Genomic DNA, 16,750 nt, shown 5'->3' with positions numbered 1-16,750 from the left:
CCCGGTCATCCATCGCTAGGCTTTGAGGGATACGCGTGAAAATGACCGATGGTCCAGAGCTGCAATCCGGCTTTTACGCCAGATCATGATCCCCAGTTTCTCGTGCGGCACATCGAGCATAAGAAGAAGCCGCTTGAAGAGCGGGCGTCCGATCAGCCCGATAAGCGGTCGGCCCGAAATGCTATGACGCGCTTCGCCATCCAAGCGTTCAGCGATAAGATCATGGAGTGTGATCGGACCGATCTGCAGCGTGTCTATTCTGGTTGTCTCGCTCAGGACCGGCACATGATCCTGAGCGATCATCCGCCTGGTTATTCCCTGATCGAACCAGATATCGCCGGCATTATGCACGAAGAGGTGTCCGAATAACGGGCTGACAAACATAGCTGCAGGATGATTGTCGATCGTCACCGGGATGATCGGCGCATCGGCGGGACCGCCGAGGAGAGGCAGAATTGCGGCATCAGTCACGCAGCGCTCGGCCGCCTGTTCTGCTTCGGAAACCCGGGAATCTTCATTTGCCTGCGCGCCGCATGATAATGTCATAACGAAGAGCGCCAACAGATAGCGGGACATCGTGTTTTTCAGGGCCAAGATCGTATTCTCCCCTTATTGCTGTGTTGCAGCGTCCGCTCATGCTGTCCGTAAGACCGTGCCTGGTATCAGCGCCATAAAGTAATTCTATGCATTTATTTAAAACGATCTCAAATCGTAATATTTTCCTCCGGTCAGATGGCGCGTATCTGCACCCGGAGAGGGCTTGATGACCGAAGCGACAGAGAGCTTGTTGAATTCGTCCAAACGCTCCCTGATAGCTCAAGTAATCCTGCGTCGGATGACCGGTATTGGGTGGGGAGGTTATGAGCATGCCGTTGCCGTCACGCGGTGCCTGGGCAGCGATTGGGGTCACTCGCGCGGCAGAGCGATCCTTTACCATGCGGTCGGGATGAGGGGCCATTTACAGATGCAGACCCGTCGACACCTCCGCCGGCGCCTTATGGCGGCTGAGCGGCCGCGACGAGCAATCCGTGTGGGTCAGATGAGGCACTCGGACAAGCAGACGCGGGATGGTCTGGAAAGACAGGCACATGATTCGTCTCGATGTCGAGACGAATCATGTGCCTGCTAGCTGACGCCTATCCGTTCGAAGGAGGTTCAGCTGGAGCGCGGTAGGACCGAAGCGGGCGTTATGCTCCGTTTCGGTCTTGAGCCGCACTATCCGAGCATCAGGAGCGGCGTGTGATCTGGCTAAGATCGCGCACCGCGCCATTGGCGGCACTGGTGGTCAGCAGACCGTAGGCGCGCAGCGCGGGGGAGACCTCGCGAACGCGATCCGGCGTCCAGGCATCGACGCCGAGCGCCTCCATGCGTTCGCGGCGTTCGGCCAGAACTGCGTCGTCAACCAGAGCGCGCATCACACGGTTCGGGATGTCGATCTCGATCCGGTCGCCATCCTCGATTAGGCCGATCAGCCCACCCTCGGCCGCTTCCGGCGAAATATGGCCGATCGAAAGCCCCGAGCTGCCACCAGAGAAGCGGCCATCGGTGATCAGAGCGCAGGTTTCGGCCAGACCCTTCGATTTGAGATAGCTGGTCGGGTAGAGCATTTCCTGCATGCCCGGCCCGCCCTTGGGCCCCTCATAGCGGATCACCACCACGTCCCCATCGACGATCTTGTTGGCCAGAATACCGGCAACGGCGTCTTCCTGGCTTTCGAACACGCGGGCGCGGCCCGTGAAGGTCAGAAGCTGTCGACGACGCCCGCGGTTTTCACGATCGCACCGGCTTCGGCCAGATTGCCGTAAAGCACGGCTAGGCCGCCATCCTGCGAGAAGGCATGAGCGCGGTCACGCAGCACGCCGTTCTGGCGGTCGGTATCCAGCTCATAATAGCGGCTCGACTGTGAGAAAGCCTCTGTGGTGCGTACGCCGCCCGGCGCGGCGAGAAAGCGTGTTTTCGCCTGTTCGTCGCCAGAAAGCACGTCCCATTTCGCCAGCGCGTCTCTCATGGTCGGGGCATGCACCGTATGGGCCGTCGTATCGATCAGACCGCAGCGGTCAAGCTCGGCCAGAATGGCAGGAATGCCACCAGCACGATGCACGTCTTCCATATGCACATTGGCCTTGGCGGGGGCCACCTTGCACAGATTGGGCACCTTGCGCGACAGGCGGTCGATATCGGCCATGTGGAAATCGACCCCGGCCTCACGTGCCGCAGCCAGGAGATGCAGAACGGTATTGGTCGATCCGCCCATGGCAATGTCGAGCGTCATGGCGTTTTCGAACGCGGCCTTGGTGGCGATGCTGCGCGGCAGGGCCGTGGCATCATCCTGCTCGTACCAGCGGCGTGCAAGCGACACGACCAGACGACCGGCCTCAAGAAACAGCTCGCGTCGGTCGGCATGCGTGGCCAGGAGGCTGCCATTGCCCGGCAGTGAGAGCCCCAGAGCCTCGGTCAGGCAGTTCATGGAATTGGCGGTGAACATGCCAGAGCACGAGCCGCAGGTGGGGCAGGCCGAGCGTTCGATGGCTTCGGATTCAGCATCCGACACTTTCGGGTTGGCCGCAGCCACCATGGAATCGACGAGATCGAGCTTGCGATTGATGCCGGGGCCATCGAGCTTGCCCGCTTCCATCGGTCCGCCCGAGACGAACACGACCGGGATATTCAGGCGCAGCGACGCCATGAGCATGCCGGGCGTGATCTTGTCGCAATTGCTGATGCAGACCAGCGCATCGGCACAATGGGCATTAACCATATATTCGATGGAATCAGCGATCAGCTCGCGTGAAGGCAGGCTGTACAGCATGCGCCATGACCCATGGCGATGCCGTCATCGACGGCGATGGTGTTGAATTCGCGCGCGATGCCGCCGGCCTCTGCAATCGCCCCCCCCCACCAGCGCGCCCATATCCTTGAGATGCACATGGCCCGGAACGAACTGCGTGAAGGAATTGGCGACCGCGATGATAGGCTTGCCGAAATCCTTGTCCGTCATGCCCGTGGCGCGCCACAGGGCGCGGGCACCGGCCATGTTGCGGCCGTGGGTGGTGGTGCGGGAACGATAGGCAGGCATGACACTGATCCGGAACTGCTGGAGGAAACGGGCGAGTTGCGCATGAAATGCAATAGCAAGCGGCCCATGGGCGTATTTTTATTACCCTGTGCGAAATAACGTGGCCAATCGCTTGCCGCAAGGGGAAGTCTGTTCAATCATCCTCCGGATTGTAAAGCCGACCAAGGAAATGACTGCGTGCGCGTTGGAAATCTCACCCGATCCCTGTTGCTTATGACGTCCTGTCTTCTGGGGGCCTCCCAGGCCCTAGCGCAAGCCGCGAATGGCCCCGCCGTCACGCCGGATATGGTGCAGCGAGGCTCTGATATTCCGGCCCATGTACAAATGCCCGAAACGGGGCGCGATTACATCAAGCAGGATGTCATGATCCCGATGCGCGACGGGGTGAAGCTGCATACCGTGATCGTGATTCCCAAGGCGGCAAAAGATCACGAAGCGCCGATCCTGCTGACACGTACGCCTTACCACGCCTCCGAACGTGCCGATCGTGTGTCTGGCGCCTCTGAAATGCGTAATCTGCTGCCGCAGGGTGACGGCGTATTCGTCGATGGTGGCTATATCCGCGTTTTTCAGGATGTGCGCGGGAAATATGGCTCGGAAGGCGATTATGTCATGACGCGCCCGCCCATCGGCCCGCTCAACCCAAGCAAGACCGATGACACGACCGATGCGTGGGACACGATTGACTGGCTCATCAAGAACGTGAAGCAGAGCAATGGTCGCGTCGGCATGACCGGCTCATCCTATGAGGGCTGGACCGTCGTGATGGCATTGCTGAACCCGCACCCGGCGCTGAAAGTGGCTGCGCCCGAAAGCCCGATGGTCGATGGCTGGATGGGCGATGACTGGTACCATTACGGCGCTTTCCGCCAGGGCAGCTTCGATTATTTCACCATGCAGATGACGAAAAAGGGCGAAGGCGACGCCATCCCCCGTCATGACGCCGATGATTACACCAATTTTCTGCAAGCGGGTTCGGCAGGTGATTTTGCGACGAAGGCCGGGCTCGACCAGTTTCCGTGGTGGCAGCGCATGAAGGCTCATCCCGCCTATGACGCTCTCTGGCAGGATCAGGCGCTCGACAAGCTTCTGGCGAAGCGTCCTCTCACCGTGCCGACCATCTGGGAGCAGGGTCTCTGGGATCAGGAGGATATGTGGGGCGCCATTCATAGCTGGATGGCGCTGCGCAAGGACCATCCCAAAGTGCCCAACATTCTCGTCATGGGGCCGTGGCGCCATAGCGGCGTCAATTATGACGGGTCGAGCCTTGGCCCGCTGCATTTCAATGGCGATACGGCGCTCTGGTATCGGGCCAATGTCATGCGACCGTTCTTTGATCAGTATCTGAAGCCGGGCAGCGCCAAGGTCAATTTCGACGACGCCATTATCTATAACACTGGCGATAATCACTGGGATCATCTGCGCGGCTGGCTCGGCAATTGCGGTGACAGCTGCATTGGGACCGGGGAGCGTCTCTACCTGAGAGAAGGAAACGGGCTTGGTTTCGACCGTGCGAAACCCGGAACCGACAGTTATGTTTCAGACCCGGCGCATCCCGTTCCGTTCATGACGCGGCCCTACAGCTTTGCCGATGGCGCGCGCTGGAAGCCCTGGCTGGTTTCTGATCAGCGTTTCGCCGAATCTCGCCCCGATGTGCTGACCTATGAGACGCCGGTACTGGATCATCCCGTGCGCGTCTCGGGTGTGCCGACCGCCGATCTCTTTGCCGCAACCACGGGCACCGATGCCGATTGGGTGGTCAAGATCATCGATGTCTATCCGGGTATCACGGCAAACCGGCCCGAAATGGGCGGCTACGAGCTCTCGGTGTCGATGGATATTTTCCGTGGGCGCTATCGCCATGATTTTGCGCGCCCCGAAGCCATCCCGGCCAATAAGGTCGAGGAATATAAATTCACCCTGCCTGCGGTGAACCATGTCTTCCTTCCTGGCCATCGCATCATGGTACAGATCCAGTCTTCCTGGTTCCCTCTTTACGACCGTAATCCGCAGACTTATGTCTCGAACATCTTCGAGGCCAAACCCGGCGATTACAGAGCCGCGACGCAGTCGATCTCGCGTGGCGGGGCGCAGGCCAGCAGCATCTATCTACCTGTCGTGAACCAGTAAGTTCGCACAAATCGAGACCCCAGACGAAGCGAGGCCCCCATGAGCGAAACCCATCTCGAAAAAGCTTATCGGGGGCGGCTGCTTCTGGTGCACCGAGGCTATCTTCACGGGGCTGCGTGGCGTGAAATCCGCTCAGCCCGGCTACGCCGGTGGTAGGCGTGAAAACCCCAGCTACGAGCAGGTCTGTACTGGAGCCACCGGCCACGCCGAGGTGGTGCAGGTTGTATTCGACCCGCAGGAGATCAGCTTTGCCGACGTGCTGCGCGTATTCTACACGACCCACGATCCGACGCAGCTCAACCGTCAGGGTAATGATACGGGCACGCAGTACCGCTCGGTGATCTTCGCCCTCGATCCGGCTCAGGATGCCATTGCCCGTGAGGTCACTCAGGAAATCGCCGACTCAGGCATCTGGCCCGACCCGATCGTGACCGAAATCGCGGGCCCGGCTGTATTCTGGGAGGCGGAGGAAAAGCATCACGACTATTTCGCCCGCAACCCGGAGACCGCCTATTGCAGCGCCGTCGTGGCGCCGAAAGTGGCCAAGCGCGCAAGATGTATCGCGACCGCCTTAAGGCCTGAGAGTAGGGGGCAGTACGGCCGTGAGGCCGGAATGGCTCCGTGCTCCTCTTTTTGCCCTATAGAGCCAGAGCCCCGAAGCCCCATTCGATATAAAGCTCGCCGAGCGCCTTCAGAAAAAGTCTTATCGCTTCCGAAGGAGGCTCAGCGCGCATGTTGAGCGTAACCGGGCAGGTGATGTTCTGGCGCGTCGACAGAAACTGTATCTCCGGGTGGCCAATGGCGCGCGCGGAAACAGGCACGATACAGAGCCCCATCTTTGCAGCCACGAGTGAAAGCGCTGTCGTCATTTCCTGAACCTGGATCTGATTGAGCGGAACGACGCCGTGGCGCCTGAGCAGGGTGAGTGTTCTACGGGCATAGTTCTGGCCGCTCTCCCGGGGATAAAGGATCAGCGTCTCATCAGTCAGGCGGTTGAGATCGATGGGCTCGTTTTGTGACCCGGCGAAATCAGCCGGCGCAGCGAGCACCAGCCTTTCTTCTCTCAGAATGATGCTGCGTATCTCGGGTCGGTGATCTCGGTTCGATCCAGACCGATGTCGATGCGGCCATCGATCAGCGCCGCCACCTGTTCGGCCGAGTTCATTTCATGAATCGTCAGAGCGACATCGGGCGCGGCGTGACGATAATGTCGAATGAGATGCGGCAGCCGAAGATGAAACGCCGAAGCCACGATGCCGAGTGAAAGCCGGGGGCGACGCGACTGGGCGAAATCCGCCATGGTCGTTTTCAGTCGTTCATGGCTGCTGAGGATCTGGCTCGCCTGCTCGAAAAAAAGCTGTCCTGCACGCGTCAGTCCCAGCGGGCGTGAGCTGCGGTCGAAAAGTGCGACGCCCAGCTCGTCTTCCAGCTCCCGGATCTGCCTGCTCAGCGGGGGTTGCGCCATGTTCAGCCGTTTCGCCGCACCGGAGAAATTGCGCTCTTCGGCAATTGTCAGGAAATAACGCAGCTTGCGAAGCTCTATCACGGTTTCTTTACACCTCTGACGCTGGCGCTTCCAGGGCCGGAACCCTCGGTAAACGGGGCATTATACCCAAAAGGTTGGAAAAGCGACCGAGATGGTCTTTCCCGCAATATGGGTAAGACCGGCATGTCTTGCGACCAGAGAAGGAGACATGCCCATGACCTCATCGCATGAAAAAGAGTCGATGGTGTTCCTGAAAGCCGCGCATCTGGAGGGATGCCTGTTCACCGGAGAGTGGGAGAAGCGTGGATTGACCGCGCCTGCGGTCGAGCCGGCCACGGGAGATCATCTCGCCAGTTTCGCGCTTGCCGACCCCGATCAGGTCGCTCATTCCGCGAAACTGGCCAGTGCCGCGCAGAAATCCTGGGCTGCTACGGCCCCTGCGGAACGTGCCGCTATCCTTGCCAGAGCGGCTGAACTGCTCGAAGACCATGCCAGCCAGGTTGCGTATTGGCTGATACGCGAAGGTGGGGCTGCCCATATCAAGGCGAATTTCGAAATTGCCGTCACGATCAAGGCGCTCAGGCTTGCGGCAACGCTGCCGGAACAGGCGCAGGGTCTCGTTCTTCCGGGCACGGACGGGCAGAGAAGTATGGCGAGGCGCAAGCCTCGCGGGCTGATCGGGATCATCTCACCGTTCAATTTCCCGCTCTATCTGGCGATGCGTGCCGTGGCTCCCGCGCTGGCCCTCGGTAATGGCGTCATTCTCAAACCCGACCCGCGTACGGCACTATGCGGTGGCCATACCATCGCCCGTCTGTTCGAACTCGCCGGTCTGCCGAAAGGCTTGTTGCATATCCTGCCGGGGGGCGGCGAAGTGGGCGAAGCGCTTTGCTGCGACCCCCATATCGCCATGATCCAGTTTACCGGATCGACAGGGGCCGGGCGTGCCGTGGGGCAGCTGGCGGGTCGTCATCTGAAAAAGGTCTCTCTGGAACTGGGGGGCAAGAATCCTCTGATCGTGCTCGACGATGCAGAGATCGAAGCTGCGGCTGCCAATGCCGCCTGGGGGGCGTATCTGCATCAGGGCCAGATCTGCATGGCGACAGGGCGCATACTTGTTCATGAGAGTGTTGCCCGTCGCTTTATCGACGCGCTGGCTGAAAAGGCGCGCGCGCTCAGAGTGGGCAATCCATTCGTGGAAGAAAATTTCAACGGACCGCTGATCAATCAGCGTCAGGCCGATCATGTGCGCGCGATCGTCGATGAGACGCTCGTCCAGGGCGCCGTGCTGGAGGCTGGCGGCAAGGGCGATGGCCTGTTCTACCAGCCGACCGTGCTCTCGGGCGTGCGGCCAGGCATGCGCGCTTTCGATGAAGAGATTTTTGGCCCTGTTGCCGTTGTCACGAGTTTCAGCACCGAAGAAGAGGCTGTCACCCTGGCGAACATGACCGATTACGGGCTCTCGGCTTCGGTGTTTTCGAAGGACGTCGCCCGTGCCATGCGCATTGGTGATCGCCTTCATGCCGGACTGCTTCATATCAACGACCAGACAGTGGGTGATGATGTCGTGAACCCGTTTGGCGGGTTCGGTGCCTCCGGCAACGGAGCGTCGATTGGCGGTCCGGCCAATCTCGACGAATTCACCGAATGGCAATGGGTAACGTTGCGCGACACGCCGCCATCCTACCCGATCTGAAGCCTGCCCAGGGCACCCGATCCGTGACCGCGGGGTGCCCGTTTCTTTTTATCCCAAGGATAGTCTGATGCCGAAACTGGCAAAAACTGCGACGTCATCGTTATCGGTGCTGGCGCGGCAGGTTGTGTCGTTGCCGGTCGTCTGGCCGAGCGCTGCACGGCCTCGGTAGTTGTGCTCGAAGCCGGGCTCAATGATTTTGATCCGCTCATTCATATTCCAGCAGGATTTGCCAAGATCCTGCAGAAAGACTGGCATGTCTGGGCCTATGACACCGTTCCCCAGCCGCAGCTTGACGGCACCACGCGGCGCTACCGGTCTGGTCGCGTCGTCGGTGGCGGGTCTTCGATCAATGCCATGTGCTATGTAAGAGGCCAGACGCGCGATTACGACCGCTGGCAGGAGGCTGCGGGAAGCGGAGCGTCATGGGATTCCGACACCATGCTGCGCCATTTTCGTGAGCAGGAATGCAACGACACGTTCCATGATCGGTTTCACGGAATCGACGGTCCGCTCAGGATCTCGTTGCCCAAAGGCATCAACGCCCTGAATGCCGGTTGTCTGAGAGCGTTTCAGGAAGCGGGCTTGCCCTACAACCCCGATTATAACGGCGAAAGCCAGCGCGGCGTCTCACCGGTACAGGGCAATTATGCCGATGGCCGCCGATGCAGCGCTGCCGATGCCTTTCTGCGCCCGGCGCTACGGAGCGGGCGTGTCGAGCTGCGGACGCGCGCTACCGTGACCCGAATCCTGATCGACAAGGGGCAGGCAATCGGCGTGGAATATGTGAGCCGGGGCAAGCGCCATCGGCTCTACGCGGGACAGGTGGTCGTCAGCTCAGGCGCGATCCATTCCCCCAAGCTTCTGATGCTTTCCGGTATCGGCGCGGCAGATCGGCTGAAAGCCCTCGGTGTACAGGTGCATCATGATTCGCCTGAAACCGGACAAAATCTTCAGGACCACCCCATCGTGCCTCTCAAGGCCTTTTGTCGGGACGGCTTCGGCTATCAACGCTCAGCCCAGGGGTTCGGGGCGTTGGCGACGGGTCTGCGCTATCTGCTGACGAAAACCGGGCCTGCTGCCAGCAATGCGATCGATACCGTGTCCTATTTCGATCCGCAGGACCCGGCAGCCGCACCGAGCATCCAGTGCTATCACGCGCCGATCATCTCGGAAGACGGGTTAAGCCCCTCCGGCAAGCAGGCAGGGGTTACTTTCGAACTTGTGGTGCTTCAGCCACAAAGCCATGGAAGCATCACGATCGACACGCTCGATCCTCGTGCGATGCCACGGATCGACCCGAATTTCTTTGGCGAGGCGCAGGATCTCCAACTCGCCGTCAAAGCGGTGCGCTATATGCGCGACGTCATGGCGCAGCCGTCGCTGCGGCGCATTCTTACGGCGGAAGTTGCCCCAGGCATCGAGCGTCAGAGCGATGCCGAACTGGCGCAATGGGTGAGACGCGTCGCAACAACCATGTGGCACCCTGTCGGTACGTGTCGCATGGGGAGCGATGACCGTGCGGTGGTCGATAGCCGTTTGCGCGTGAACGGTATCGATAATCTGCGTGTGATTGATGCCTCGATCATGCCCAATATCACGAGTGGGAATACGAACGCCCCGACGATGGCGCTCGCCCGCCATGGCACAGATATGATGATCGACGATCTATGCCTTGCCTGAGGGTGGCCGGGCCGTGGGTTCAGTACCCCCCGGCCTCGCGATCGAGCATGAACTGGTCGGCTTCTTCATCGAAATCGAAGAGCTCGGTGTAGCGCGCCCAGTTCGTGGCGGTCATGAGCGTCTGCTCGGCATAGCCGGGTGACATGGTGGCTTCCAGCTCCTCGCGAAAGCGATCGGCGCCGGTGCGATGGCCGGAACGTTCGTCCAGAACCGCACGGATGGAGCGTATGAGCGGGATATGATGCAGCAGGGCGGTACGCATGATTTCGCGCCGTTCGTCCTGATCGGCCTGAACGAATCGAATGCCCGCCTCGGTCATGAGGATATCGCCGTCCTCAAGCTCGGCCAGTTCCAGAAGCTGGAGCGATTCACCCAGTGGAAAGAGATCGTCGAGCGCCATCTGCAGCCTTTCGGAGAGATGGGGCAGATCGGCGCGGCCGTTGAGCGGGGCCGCCGCGAGCGTCTCCAGCAGACCGACCAGCACATTGATCGGAATGGGAGGAAGCACCAGCGCCATGGGATGCGGCGCAGGAACCGGCACGCCGCTTTCCAGGCTGGCTTCGGAGACCAGCGGCGCGCGGCGTGTCATGAGCGTGTAGATGTGATCGACAAATTGTCTGAATGCAGCATCGTCGCGGTTACGTGGATGAGGGAAGGGCACGGTCAGTTCATGCGAGACCCGTCCCGGATTGGACGAAAACAGCAGAATACGGTCACACATCAGCACGGCTTCTTCGACATTATGCGTGACCAGCATCATGGCACGGGTCGGCAAGCGTTTTTCCGACCAGAGTTCGATCAGATCCGTGCGCAGGTTCTCAGCTGTCAGCATATCGAGTGAAGAAAAAGGCTCGTCCATCAACAGCAGATCGGGCTGCATCACCAGCGCGCGCGCAAGCCCGACACGCTGCTGCATCGAGCCGGAAAGCTCCTTGGGCAGAGCGTTCTCGTAGCCGTTCAACCCGATCAGATCGATCAGGTCGTCGCAGCGCCTCTCACATTCGATCCGAGGCAGACATTTGGCTTCGAGCCCGAGCATGATGTTTTGCTGCACGGTCAGCCAGGGAAAAAGCGCGAAGGACTGAAAGACCATGGCGATATCAGGGGTTGGCCCGGCGAGGGGATTGCCTTTCCAGATTATTTCGCCCGCGCTTGCCGGAATAAGCCCCGAAGCGATGCGCAACAACGTACTCTTCCCTGAGCCCGAGCGCCCGACGAGCCCTACGATTTGACCTGCATGAAGATCGAAGCTCACATCCTCAAGCACCGGCAGATCGGTGCTGCTCTGCTTCTGGTAGACCTGAAGGCAATTGCGGATCGAGAGCAGGATTTCCTGCATGTCAGGCTCCATGGTCAGTTCTGAGAGGGTTGGATGCGGCGACGGATCTGCACACGCAGCGGGTGCCAGACCAGAATTTCACCTAGCGCAATGCAGAGTGTCAGTACGGCAGCCCCGAGCACGACACGCGGCAGATCACCCGCTTCGATGGCGTGGGCGACATAGGCACCAATGCCACTGCCATCGCGGTTTTGGAGGGTCCATGACGATCGCTCCGCCAGGATCAGGATCGTCCAGCCGGTCATGGATGCTGCACTGACGGCGTCGAGCAAGGCGGGCGCCAGACCGGGGAGCAGGACGCGGCTCCACCAGAGCCAGCCCTTGATCTGCAAATTCTGCGCCGCCTGTAGCAGGTCGACAGGATAGCTGCGCAAGCCGCGCAGGATCTGGGCCAGAAGCAGACCCTGCACGAAAAAGAAGCACAGAATGAGCGGCCAGATCAACGGGGAGAAATGCAGCGTCGTCAGGGCGAGACAGAGAACGGGAAAAAGAATGTTCTTTGGGTAGAGTGTCAGGAACCGGGCAGCCACGCGCGCTATTGCCGCACGACGCGATGAGAGGCCCAGCCAGACTCCGAGAGGCAGCCATAGAGCGAGTGCCAGCAGCAAAGCGAGGGTCATGCGCAACGCAGAAATGAGACTCTGCGCTACCACGATCCCGAGATCGCCAAGATCGAGCGCGTGATGCCGGTAGAAGAATCCGACAACGATCAGAAGCAGGAAAATTCCCGATGAGAGCCCGATCAAGGGCGAAGGCGAGGCGGTGGGCACGACCGGACGAAAACCTATGCCGCCCCATCTCATATTGCCGAGCCTGGCCAGCGCGCGGCGCAGTCTTTCGCCCGCCCGCTTGAGCAAACGGGTCCGGCGCCAGAATTTGAGCATCCAGGGATCGGGCGCACCATCGAAAAGAGGGTGCAGTCGATAGCGATCCGCCCAGATCTGCCACGGAAAAACCAGACAGGAATCATAGAGAAACGCCAGGATACCGATAAGCATCGCTGCGAGGAGAGTTTGCCACAGCGAGCCGATTGCCGCCGCCTGTCCCGCGTGGGCGCCTAGCCCCGGGCGCGATGAGAGCGCCCCGTTGACGGGCAGCATTTCGGTAGCAATCAGAACGCACCAGGCGAGCGGCATGGCGCGTGCCAGCGCCGTCACGCCGTCGGGAATGGCGAAAGGAGCCTCCAGCCGCCAGAGGCGCTGCCAACCGGTGAGTCCGAGCCGCGTGTCGCCTCGTCAAGTGCGCGCGGTATCTGCGTCCACGCTCTCAGGGCTGCGGTGGCTATGGGCGCGGCAAAGCACAGGCATGTCGTGCCAATCGCTGCGATTTCGAAACCAAGCAGACGCAGAAAAGGCAGAAGGCAGAGCAGAGGCACCATGTGCATTCCACCCAGAGCCGTGCCGACTGCGCTGCGCAGCACAGGATCTTGGCTGCAAGAAGGGCCAGAATTGCTCCCAAAAGCGATCCGCTGAGCGTGGCGAATGCCATGCGCATGGCGGTATGGCCGAAATCGCCCAACAGCACCTGCAACCCCGCTAGCGAGCGAAAATGCGGGGCAATCAATCCGCCATGATGGAAAGGGGTCAGGCGTGCCGGCAGGAAGCGCGAGAACAGGGCCAGTGCAGCGACCACAACCAGCGTGCCGACGAGCGATGCCGTCAGCCCCGATTTTCGATCCGCTCCGCGTGTGCCGCGTCGCACCCGTAATGGCGACATGCGCTCCTTCCTTATATCTGGCTCTAGAGCCGTAACTCTCTGCGCCCTTCCGGTGGCAGAACAAGAAACAGCTTCTGGCCGTTCAGAGCTTGGCGCAACCTGTTCATATCGGTGGGTTCAGGCTCACGAACCCGGTTTGTCAAAAGCCTTGCTCTAAACGGTCAGAACCTGCCAGTTGCGAAAGGATTCAGGCATTGTAACTGCTCTCTCAGGGGGCGTTGGCGATGCCCGTGCTGCCAAATCCACCAGCGCCACGTGAGGTTTCATCCAGTTCAGAAACTTCCACCCATGTCAAACGAATGACGGGTGCGAGCACGGCCTGGGCGATGCGCATGCCACGGGAAATCATAAAATCTTCCTTTCCCGTGTTGAGCACTATGACCCCGATCTCGCCGCGATAATCCTCGTCGATCGTACCGGGAGTATTGGGCAGTGTGATGCCGTGTTTGAGCGCCAGCCCCGAACGGGGACGGATCTGCAATTCATATCCTGCAGGCAGGCCGATTCTGAGCCCGGTGGGGATCAGGGCGCGTTCTCCCGCCTTGACGATGATGTTTTCCCCAATGGCGGCGAGCAGATCCATACCCGCCGCACCACTGCTGGCGTAATGGGGAAGGTCGAGGCCCTCTGCATGGGGAAGCCTGACAAGTTCGACGGGGAGCGGTGACATGAAGCCTTACCTTGAGGAAGAAGAAAAATGGGCTGCGATACGCGCAGCAAGAGAGCTGGCAATTTCCGTCTTGGGCATCGCGGGCCAGGGTTCGACGGAATCGCCATTCAGAAAAAGGACGCGGTTCTGATCGCCACCGAAGACGCCGGTTCCTGTGCTGACATCATTGGCCAGTAGCCAGTCGCAACCCTTGCGTTGCTTCTTGGCGACAGCATGCGCCTGCAATGTTTCTGTCTCCGCCGCAAAACCGATGACGAGCGACGGACGCAAAGCGCCGGGGCGCGAGAGCGTGGCAAGGATATCGGGATTTTCGATCAGGCGAGGTCGGGAGGCGCGTTGCCCTGTTTCTTGCGTTTCTGCGTGGCCGTTTCTGCCACGCGCCAGTCGCCGACAGCCGCAGCGCAGATGGCGCAGTCTGCTGGCAGAGCCGCCTCACAGGCCGCAAGCATCTCGACCGCCGTGATGATATGGACACACGTGACACCAATAGGGCAGGGCAGGGCGGTCGGGCCACTCACGAGTGTCACCTGCGCGCCGAGCTGGGCGCAGGCGGCGGCGATGGCGTATCCCTGCTTGCCTGACGAGTGATTGGCGATGAACCGCACGGGGTCGATAGCTCATGGGTCGGGCCTGCGGTTACCAGAATATGGCGTCCTGACAGAGGTTTGCGCGGGAAGAGCGCGTCTTCGATGGCGTTGACGATGGTTTGCGGATCGCTCAGGCGGCCGGGGCCGAACTCACCACAGGCCATCTCTCCCTCATCCGGGCCGACGAACAGACAGCCGCGCGCGCGCAGGAGCCCGAGATTGTCCTGGGTAGCCGGATGCTGCCACATGCGCACATTCATGGCAGGAGCGATCAGGACGGGCGTGTCGGTTGCCAGAAGAAGGGTTGTGGCCAGATCATCAGCAAAGCCATGAGCCATGCGTGCCAGAAGATTGGCGGTTGCCGGGCAGACCACCAGCAGATCGGCACTGCGGGAGAGGGCGATATGGTCCATCTGGCTGTCTTCAGCCAAAGAGAGCAGCGCTGTATGTACCGGCGCGCCTGACAGGCCCTGAACCGAAAGCGGGGTAACGAAATGCGTTGCTGAGTCGGTCAGCACGCATTCGACGGCGATGTCGCGCTTGCGGAGCAGCCGGATCAGTTCCAGCGATTTATAGGCGGCGATACCCCCGCCTATGATCAGAATGACCCGCGCGCGCATGAAAGATCAGAGCTTCCAGCCGGAATGGATCGCCGCGATCCCGCCGGAGAGATTCTGATAGCTCACCTTTTCGAGGCCTGCTTCGCGCATCATCTCGGCCAGCACATCCTGCTCGGGGAAAGTGCGGATGCTTTCCGCAAGATAGCGATAGCTCTCGGCATCCTTTGCAATGATCTGGCCCATTCTGGGCAGAACGCCAAAAGACCAGGCGTCATAGATCGGTGCGAGGGCAGCGACCTGTACGCGGGAGAACTCCAGGCAGCAGAACTTGCCGCCCGGGCGCAATACACGACGGGCTTCGCGAAGCACGGCATCCTTGTCGGTGCAATTACGCAGCCCAAAAGCAATCGACACGCGATCAACGCTGCGATCGGGCAGCGGAATCGCCTCGGCATCGACGACTGAAAACTCGATATCGCTCAGATACCCCTTGCTGGCTGCACGCGAGCGCCCGACTTCGAGCATGGAGGCGTTGATATCTGTCAGAAGCGCCGGGCCGCCATTGTTCTTCAGCCAGCCAAAGCTGATATCGCCCGTGCCGCCCGCCAGATCGAGCAGCTTGAGGTCGCGCCTCGGTACGAGGGTGGTGATGAAAATGCGCTTCCACACGCGATGGATGCCAAGCGACATCACATCGTTCATGACGTCGTAGCGGCCAGCGACGCTATCGAAGACGGCGCGCACCAGCGGCTTCTTCTCGGCCCTCGGAACGGAGCGATATCCGAAATCGGTGGTCTCATCCTCTCGCCACTGGCAGATTCGGGAAGGGGAAATGATGCGTTGTCGGTCATGCTTCTCTGGATATAGTGTCGGCACCCAAGATGCCAGAGCTACCAGAAGTTGAAACTATTCTCATCGGGTTAAGAGCGGCTCTCGCCGACCGCCGTATCATCAGTACGGAGGTCAGAAGCGATCTGCGCTGGCCTGTGTCCGACGATCTCTCGATACGGGCTGATGGAAAAAAGATCCGTGCGGCCACGCGTCTTGGCAAATACATGCTGATTGCGCTGATGCGCGGGCCGACCCTGCTTATTCATCTGGGCATGAGCGGACGCATCCGCATTACCCATCCGCGGCGCAAGGGCAGCACTTATCTGCCGATGCTTCATGAACACGTCACACTGACGCTCGATAACGGTACCCGGATCGGCCTTGTGGACCCGAGGCGTTTCGGATGTTTCCTGCTTCTGGATTCGGGGCATGAGCGCGAGCATCCGCTTCTGGCCAGACTGGGGGCAGATCCACTCCTGCCGGGATTCGATGCTGCCTATCTCGTGGCGAAGCTCGCGGGCAAACGTTCGCCCATCAAGACGGTGCTGCTCGATCAGCATGTGGTGGCAGGGCTCGGCAATATATATGTATCCGAAATTCTTTTTCGTGCCCGGATCAACCCGGAGAGACGCGCCGCATCGCTTGTTGTCGATGAGGTGACACGTATCGCCGAGGTGACGCCTGCGGTGCTCGAAGAGGCTATCGGCGCCGGTGGCTCGACATTGCGCGATTATGTCGATTCAGAAGGAAAACCGGGGGCTTTTCAGGAATTGCATCAGGTCTACGGGCGTGAGGGAGAGCCTTGCCCCGATTGTCCGGGCTATCCTGTCTGTCATGGAATCCGTCGGGTTGTTCAGGCAGGGCGTTCAAGTTTTTATTGTCCACGCCTTCAGCCGCCACTTTCTTTAGAGGACGCTTGACTGGCAGCGTGAAACTGGACTAAAGGCGAGCCCTCCGCTGGCTCTGCGTCTCTTTTAGA

10 protein-coding genes and 4 pseudogenes are annotated in these 16,750 nt (G+C 60.3%); 5 read left to right on the top strand and 9 right to left on the bottom strand.

Annotated elements, in window-relative coordinates:
• Window positions 1-15: 15 nt before the first annotated feature.
• Window positions 16-471, bottom strand: coding sequence for a hypothetical protein (locus tag JCM25414_RS16740; RefSeq protein ID WP_148300929.1), 456 nt, complete (start codon window positions 469-471; stop codon window positions 16-18).
• A gap of 755 nt (window positions 472-1,226) precedes the next feature.
• Window positions 1,227-3,076, bottom strand: a pseudogene (gene ilvD / locus JCM25414_RS16735) (dihydroxy-acid dehydratase).
• 213 nt (window positions 3,077-3,289) lie between these two features.
• Between ilvD and JCM25414_RS03555 the strand changes: the two are divergent.
• Both JCM25414_RS03555 and msrA read left to right on the top strand, forming a co-directional pair.
• Entirely contained in the window at window positions 3,290-5,206 is a 1,917-nt protein-coding gene (locus JCM25414_RS03555) for a CocE/NonD family hydrolase (protein ID WP_051535681.1), read from the top strand.
• 52 nt (window positions 5,207-5,258) lie between these two features.
• Window positions 5,259-5,788: pseudogene (gene msrA, locus JCM25414_RS22245) on the top strand (peptide-methionine (S)-S-oxide reductase MsrA).
• Between the two features lie 56 nt (window positions 5,789-5,844).
• On the opposite strand, the pseudogene JCM25414_RS24400 reads toward msrA, so the two are convergent.
• A pseudogene (locus JCM25414_RS24400) lies at window positions 5,845-6,752 on the bottom strand (LysR family transcriptional regulator).
• A gap of 154 nt (window positions 6,753-6,906) precedes the next feature.
• Between JCM25414_RS24400 and JCM25414_RS03545 the strand changes: the two are divergent.
• Window positions 6,907-8,388, top strand: a complete 1,482-nt coding sequence (locus JCM25414_RS03545; protein ID WP_025840753.1) for a benzaldehyde dehydrogenase — start codon at window positions 6,907-6,909, stop codon at window positions 8,386-8,388.
• A 96-nt stretch (window positions 8,389-8,484) separates the two neighbouring features.
• Window positions 8,485-10,068, top strand: a complete 1,584-nt coding sequence (locus tag JCM25414_RS03540; RefSeq protein ID WP_035442579.1) for a GMC family oxidoreductase — start codon at window positions 8,485-8,487, stop codon at window positions 10,066-10,068.
• 19 nt (window positions 10,069-10,087) lie between these two features.
• On the opposite strand, the gene JCM25414_RS03535 is transcribed toward JCM25414_RS03540, so the two are convergent.
• The 6 genes and pseudogenes from JCM25414_RS03535 to JCM25414_RS16720 all read right to left on the bottom strand — a co-directional run bounded on the left by JCM25414_RS03535 (window position 10,088) and on the right by JCM25414_RS16720 (window position 15,777).
• A complete protein-coding gene (locus JCM25414_RS03535) occupies window positions 10,088-11,407 on the bottom strand; it encodes an ABC transporter ATP-binding protein (protein WP_025840751.1) in 1,320 nt (439 codons plus the stop codon).
• A 14-nt stretch (window positions 11,408-11,421) separates the two neighbouring features.
• On the bottom strand, window positions 11,422-12,564 hold the full coding sequence (locus JCM25414_RS03530) for an ABC transporter permease family protein (protein WP_025840750.1): 1,143 nt from the start codon (window positions 12,562-12,564) through the stop codon (window positions 11,422-11,424).
• A 124-nt stretch (window positions 12,565-12,688) separates the two neighbouring features.
• The gene (locus tag JCM25414_RS03525) at window positions 12,689-13,123 is read right to left on the bottom strand and encodes a hypothetical protein (RefSeq protein WP_148300927.1); all 435 of its coding nucleotides are present in this window, start codon (window positions 13,121-13,123) and stop codon (window positions 12,689-12,691) included.
• Between the two features lie 208 nt (window positions 13,124-13,331).
• Window positions 13,332-13,793, bottom strand: a complete 462-nt coding sequence (gene dut, locus JCM25414_RS03520; protein ID WP_025840748.1) for a dUTP diphosphatase — start codon at window positions 13,791-13,793, stop codon at window positions 13,332-13,334.
• Window positions 13,794-13,799: 6 nt separating this feature from the next.
• A pseudogene (coaBC, locus tag JCM25414_RS16725) lies at window positions 13,800-15,000 on the bottom strand (bifunctional phosphopantothenoylcysteine decarboxylase/phosphopantothenate--cysteine ligase CoaBC).
• 6 nt (window positions 15,001-15,006) lie between these two features.
• Window positions 15,007-15,777: a class I SAM-dependent methyltransferase gene (locus JCM25414_RS16720; RefSeq protein ID WP_035442599.1), complete on the bottom strand. Its 771-nt coding sequence runs from the start codon at window positions 15,775-15,777 to the stop codon at window positions 15,007-15,009.
• A gap of 44 nt (window positions 15,778-15,821) precedes the next feature.
• On the opposite strand from JCM25414_RS16720, the gene mutM reads away from it, so the two are divergent.
• Window positions 15,822-16,691: a bifunctional DNA-formamidopyrimidine glycosylase/DNA-(apurinic or apyrimidinic site) lyase gene (gene mutM, locus JCM25414_RS03505; RefSeq protein WP_025840747.1), complete on the top strand. Its 870-nt coding sequence runs from the start codon at window positions 15,822-15,824 to the stop codon at window positions 16,689-16,691.
• Window positions 16,692-16,750: the final 59 nt, after the last annotated feature.

This window comes from Asaia platycodi JCM 25414 (assembly GCF_000614545.1).
Classification (GTDB): domain Bacteria; phylum Pseudomonadota; class Alphaproteobacteria; order Acetobacterales; family Acetobacteraceae; genus Asaia; species Asaia platycodi.
This window is presented reverse-complemented; position numbering and strand designations above follow the sequence as displayed.

Excerpts from the sequence above, each read along its gene's own strand:
- JCM25414_RS03525 (WP_148300927.1), bottom strand. The coding sequence starts at position 13,123 with ATGTCGCCATTACGGGTGCGACGCGGCACACGCGGAGCGGATCGAAAA.
- JCM25414_RS03545 (WP_025840753.1), top strand. The coding sequence starts at position 6,907 with ATGACCTCATCGCATGAAAAAGAGTCGATGGTGTTCCTGAAAGCCGCG.
- JCM25414_RS03555 (WP_051535681.1), top strand. The coding sequence starts at position 3,290 with ATGACGTCCTGTCTTCTGGGGGCCTCCCAGGCCCTAGCGCAAGCCGCG.
- dut (WP_025840748.1), bottom strand. The coding sequence starts at position 13,793 with ATGTCACCGCTCCCCGTCGAACTTGTCAGGCTTCCCCATGCAGAGGGC.
- JCM25414_RS03535 (WP_025840751.1), bottom strand. The coding sequence starts at position 11,407 with ATGCAGGAAATCCTGCTCTCGATCCGCAATTGCCTTCAGGTCTACCAG.
- mutM (WP_025840747.1), top strand. The coding sequence starts at position 15,822 with ATGCCAGAGCTACCAGAAGTTGAAACTATTCTCATCGGGTTAAGAGCG.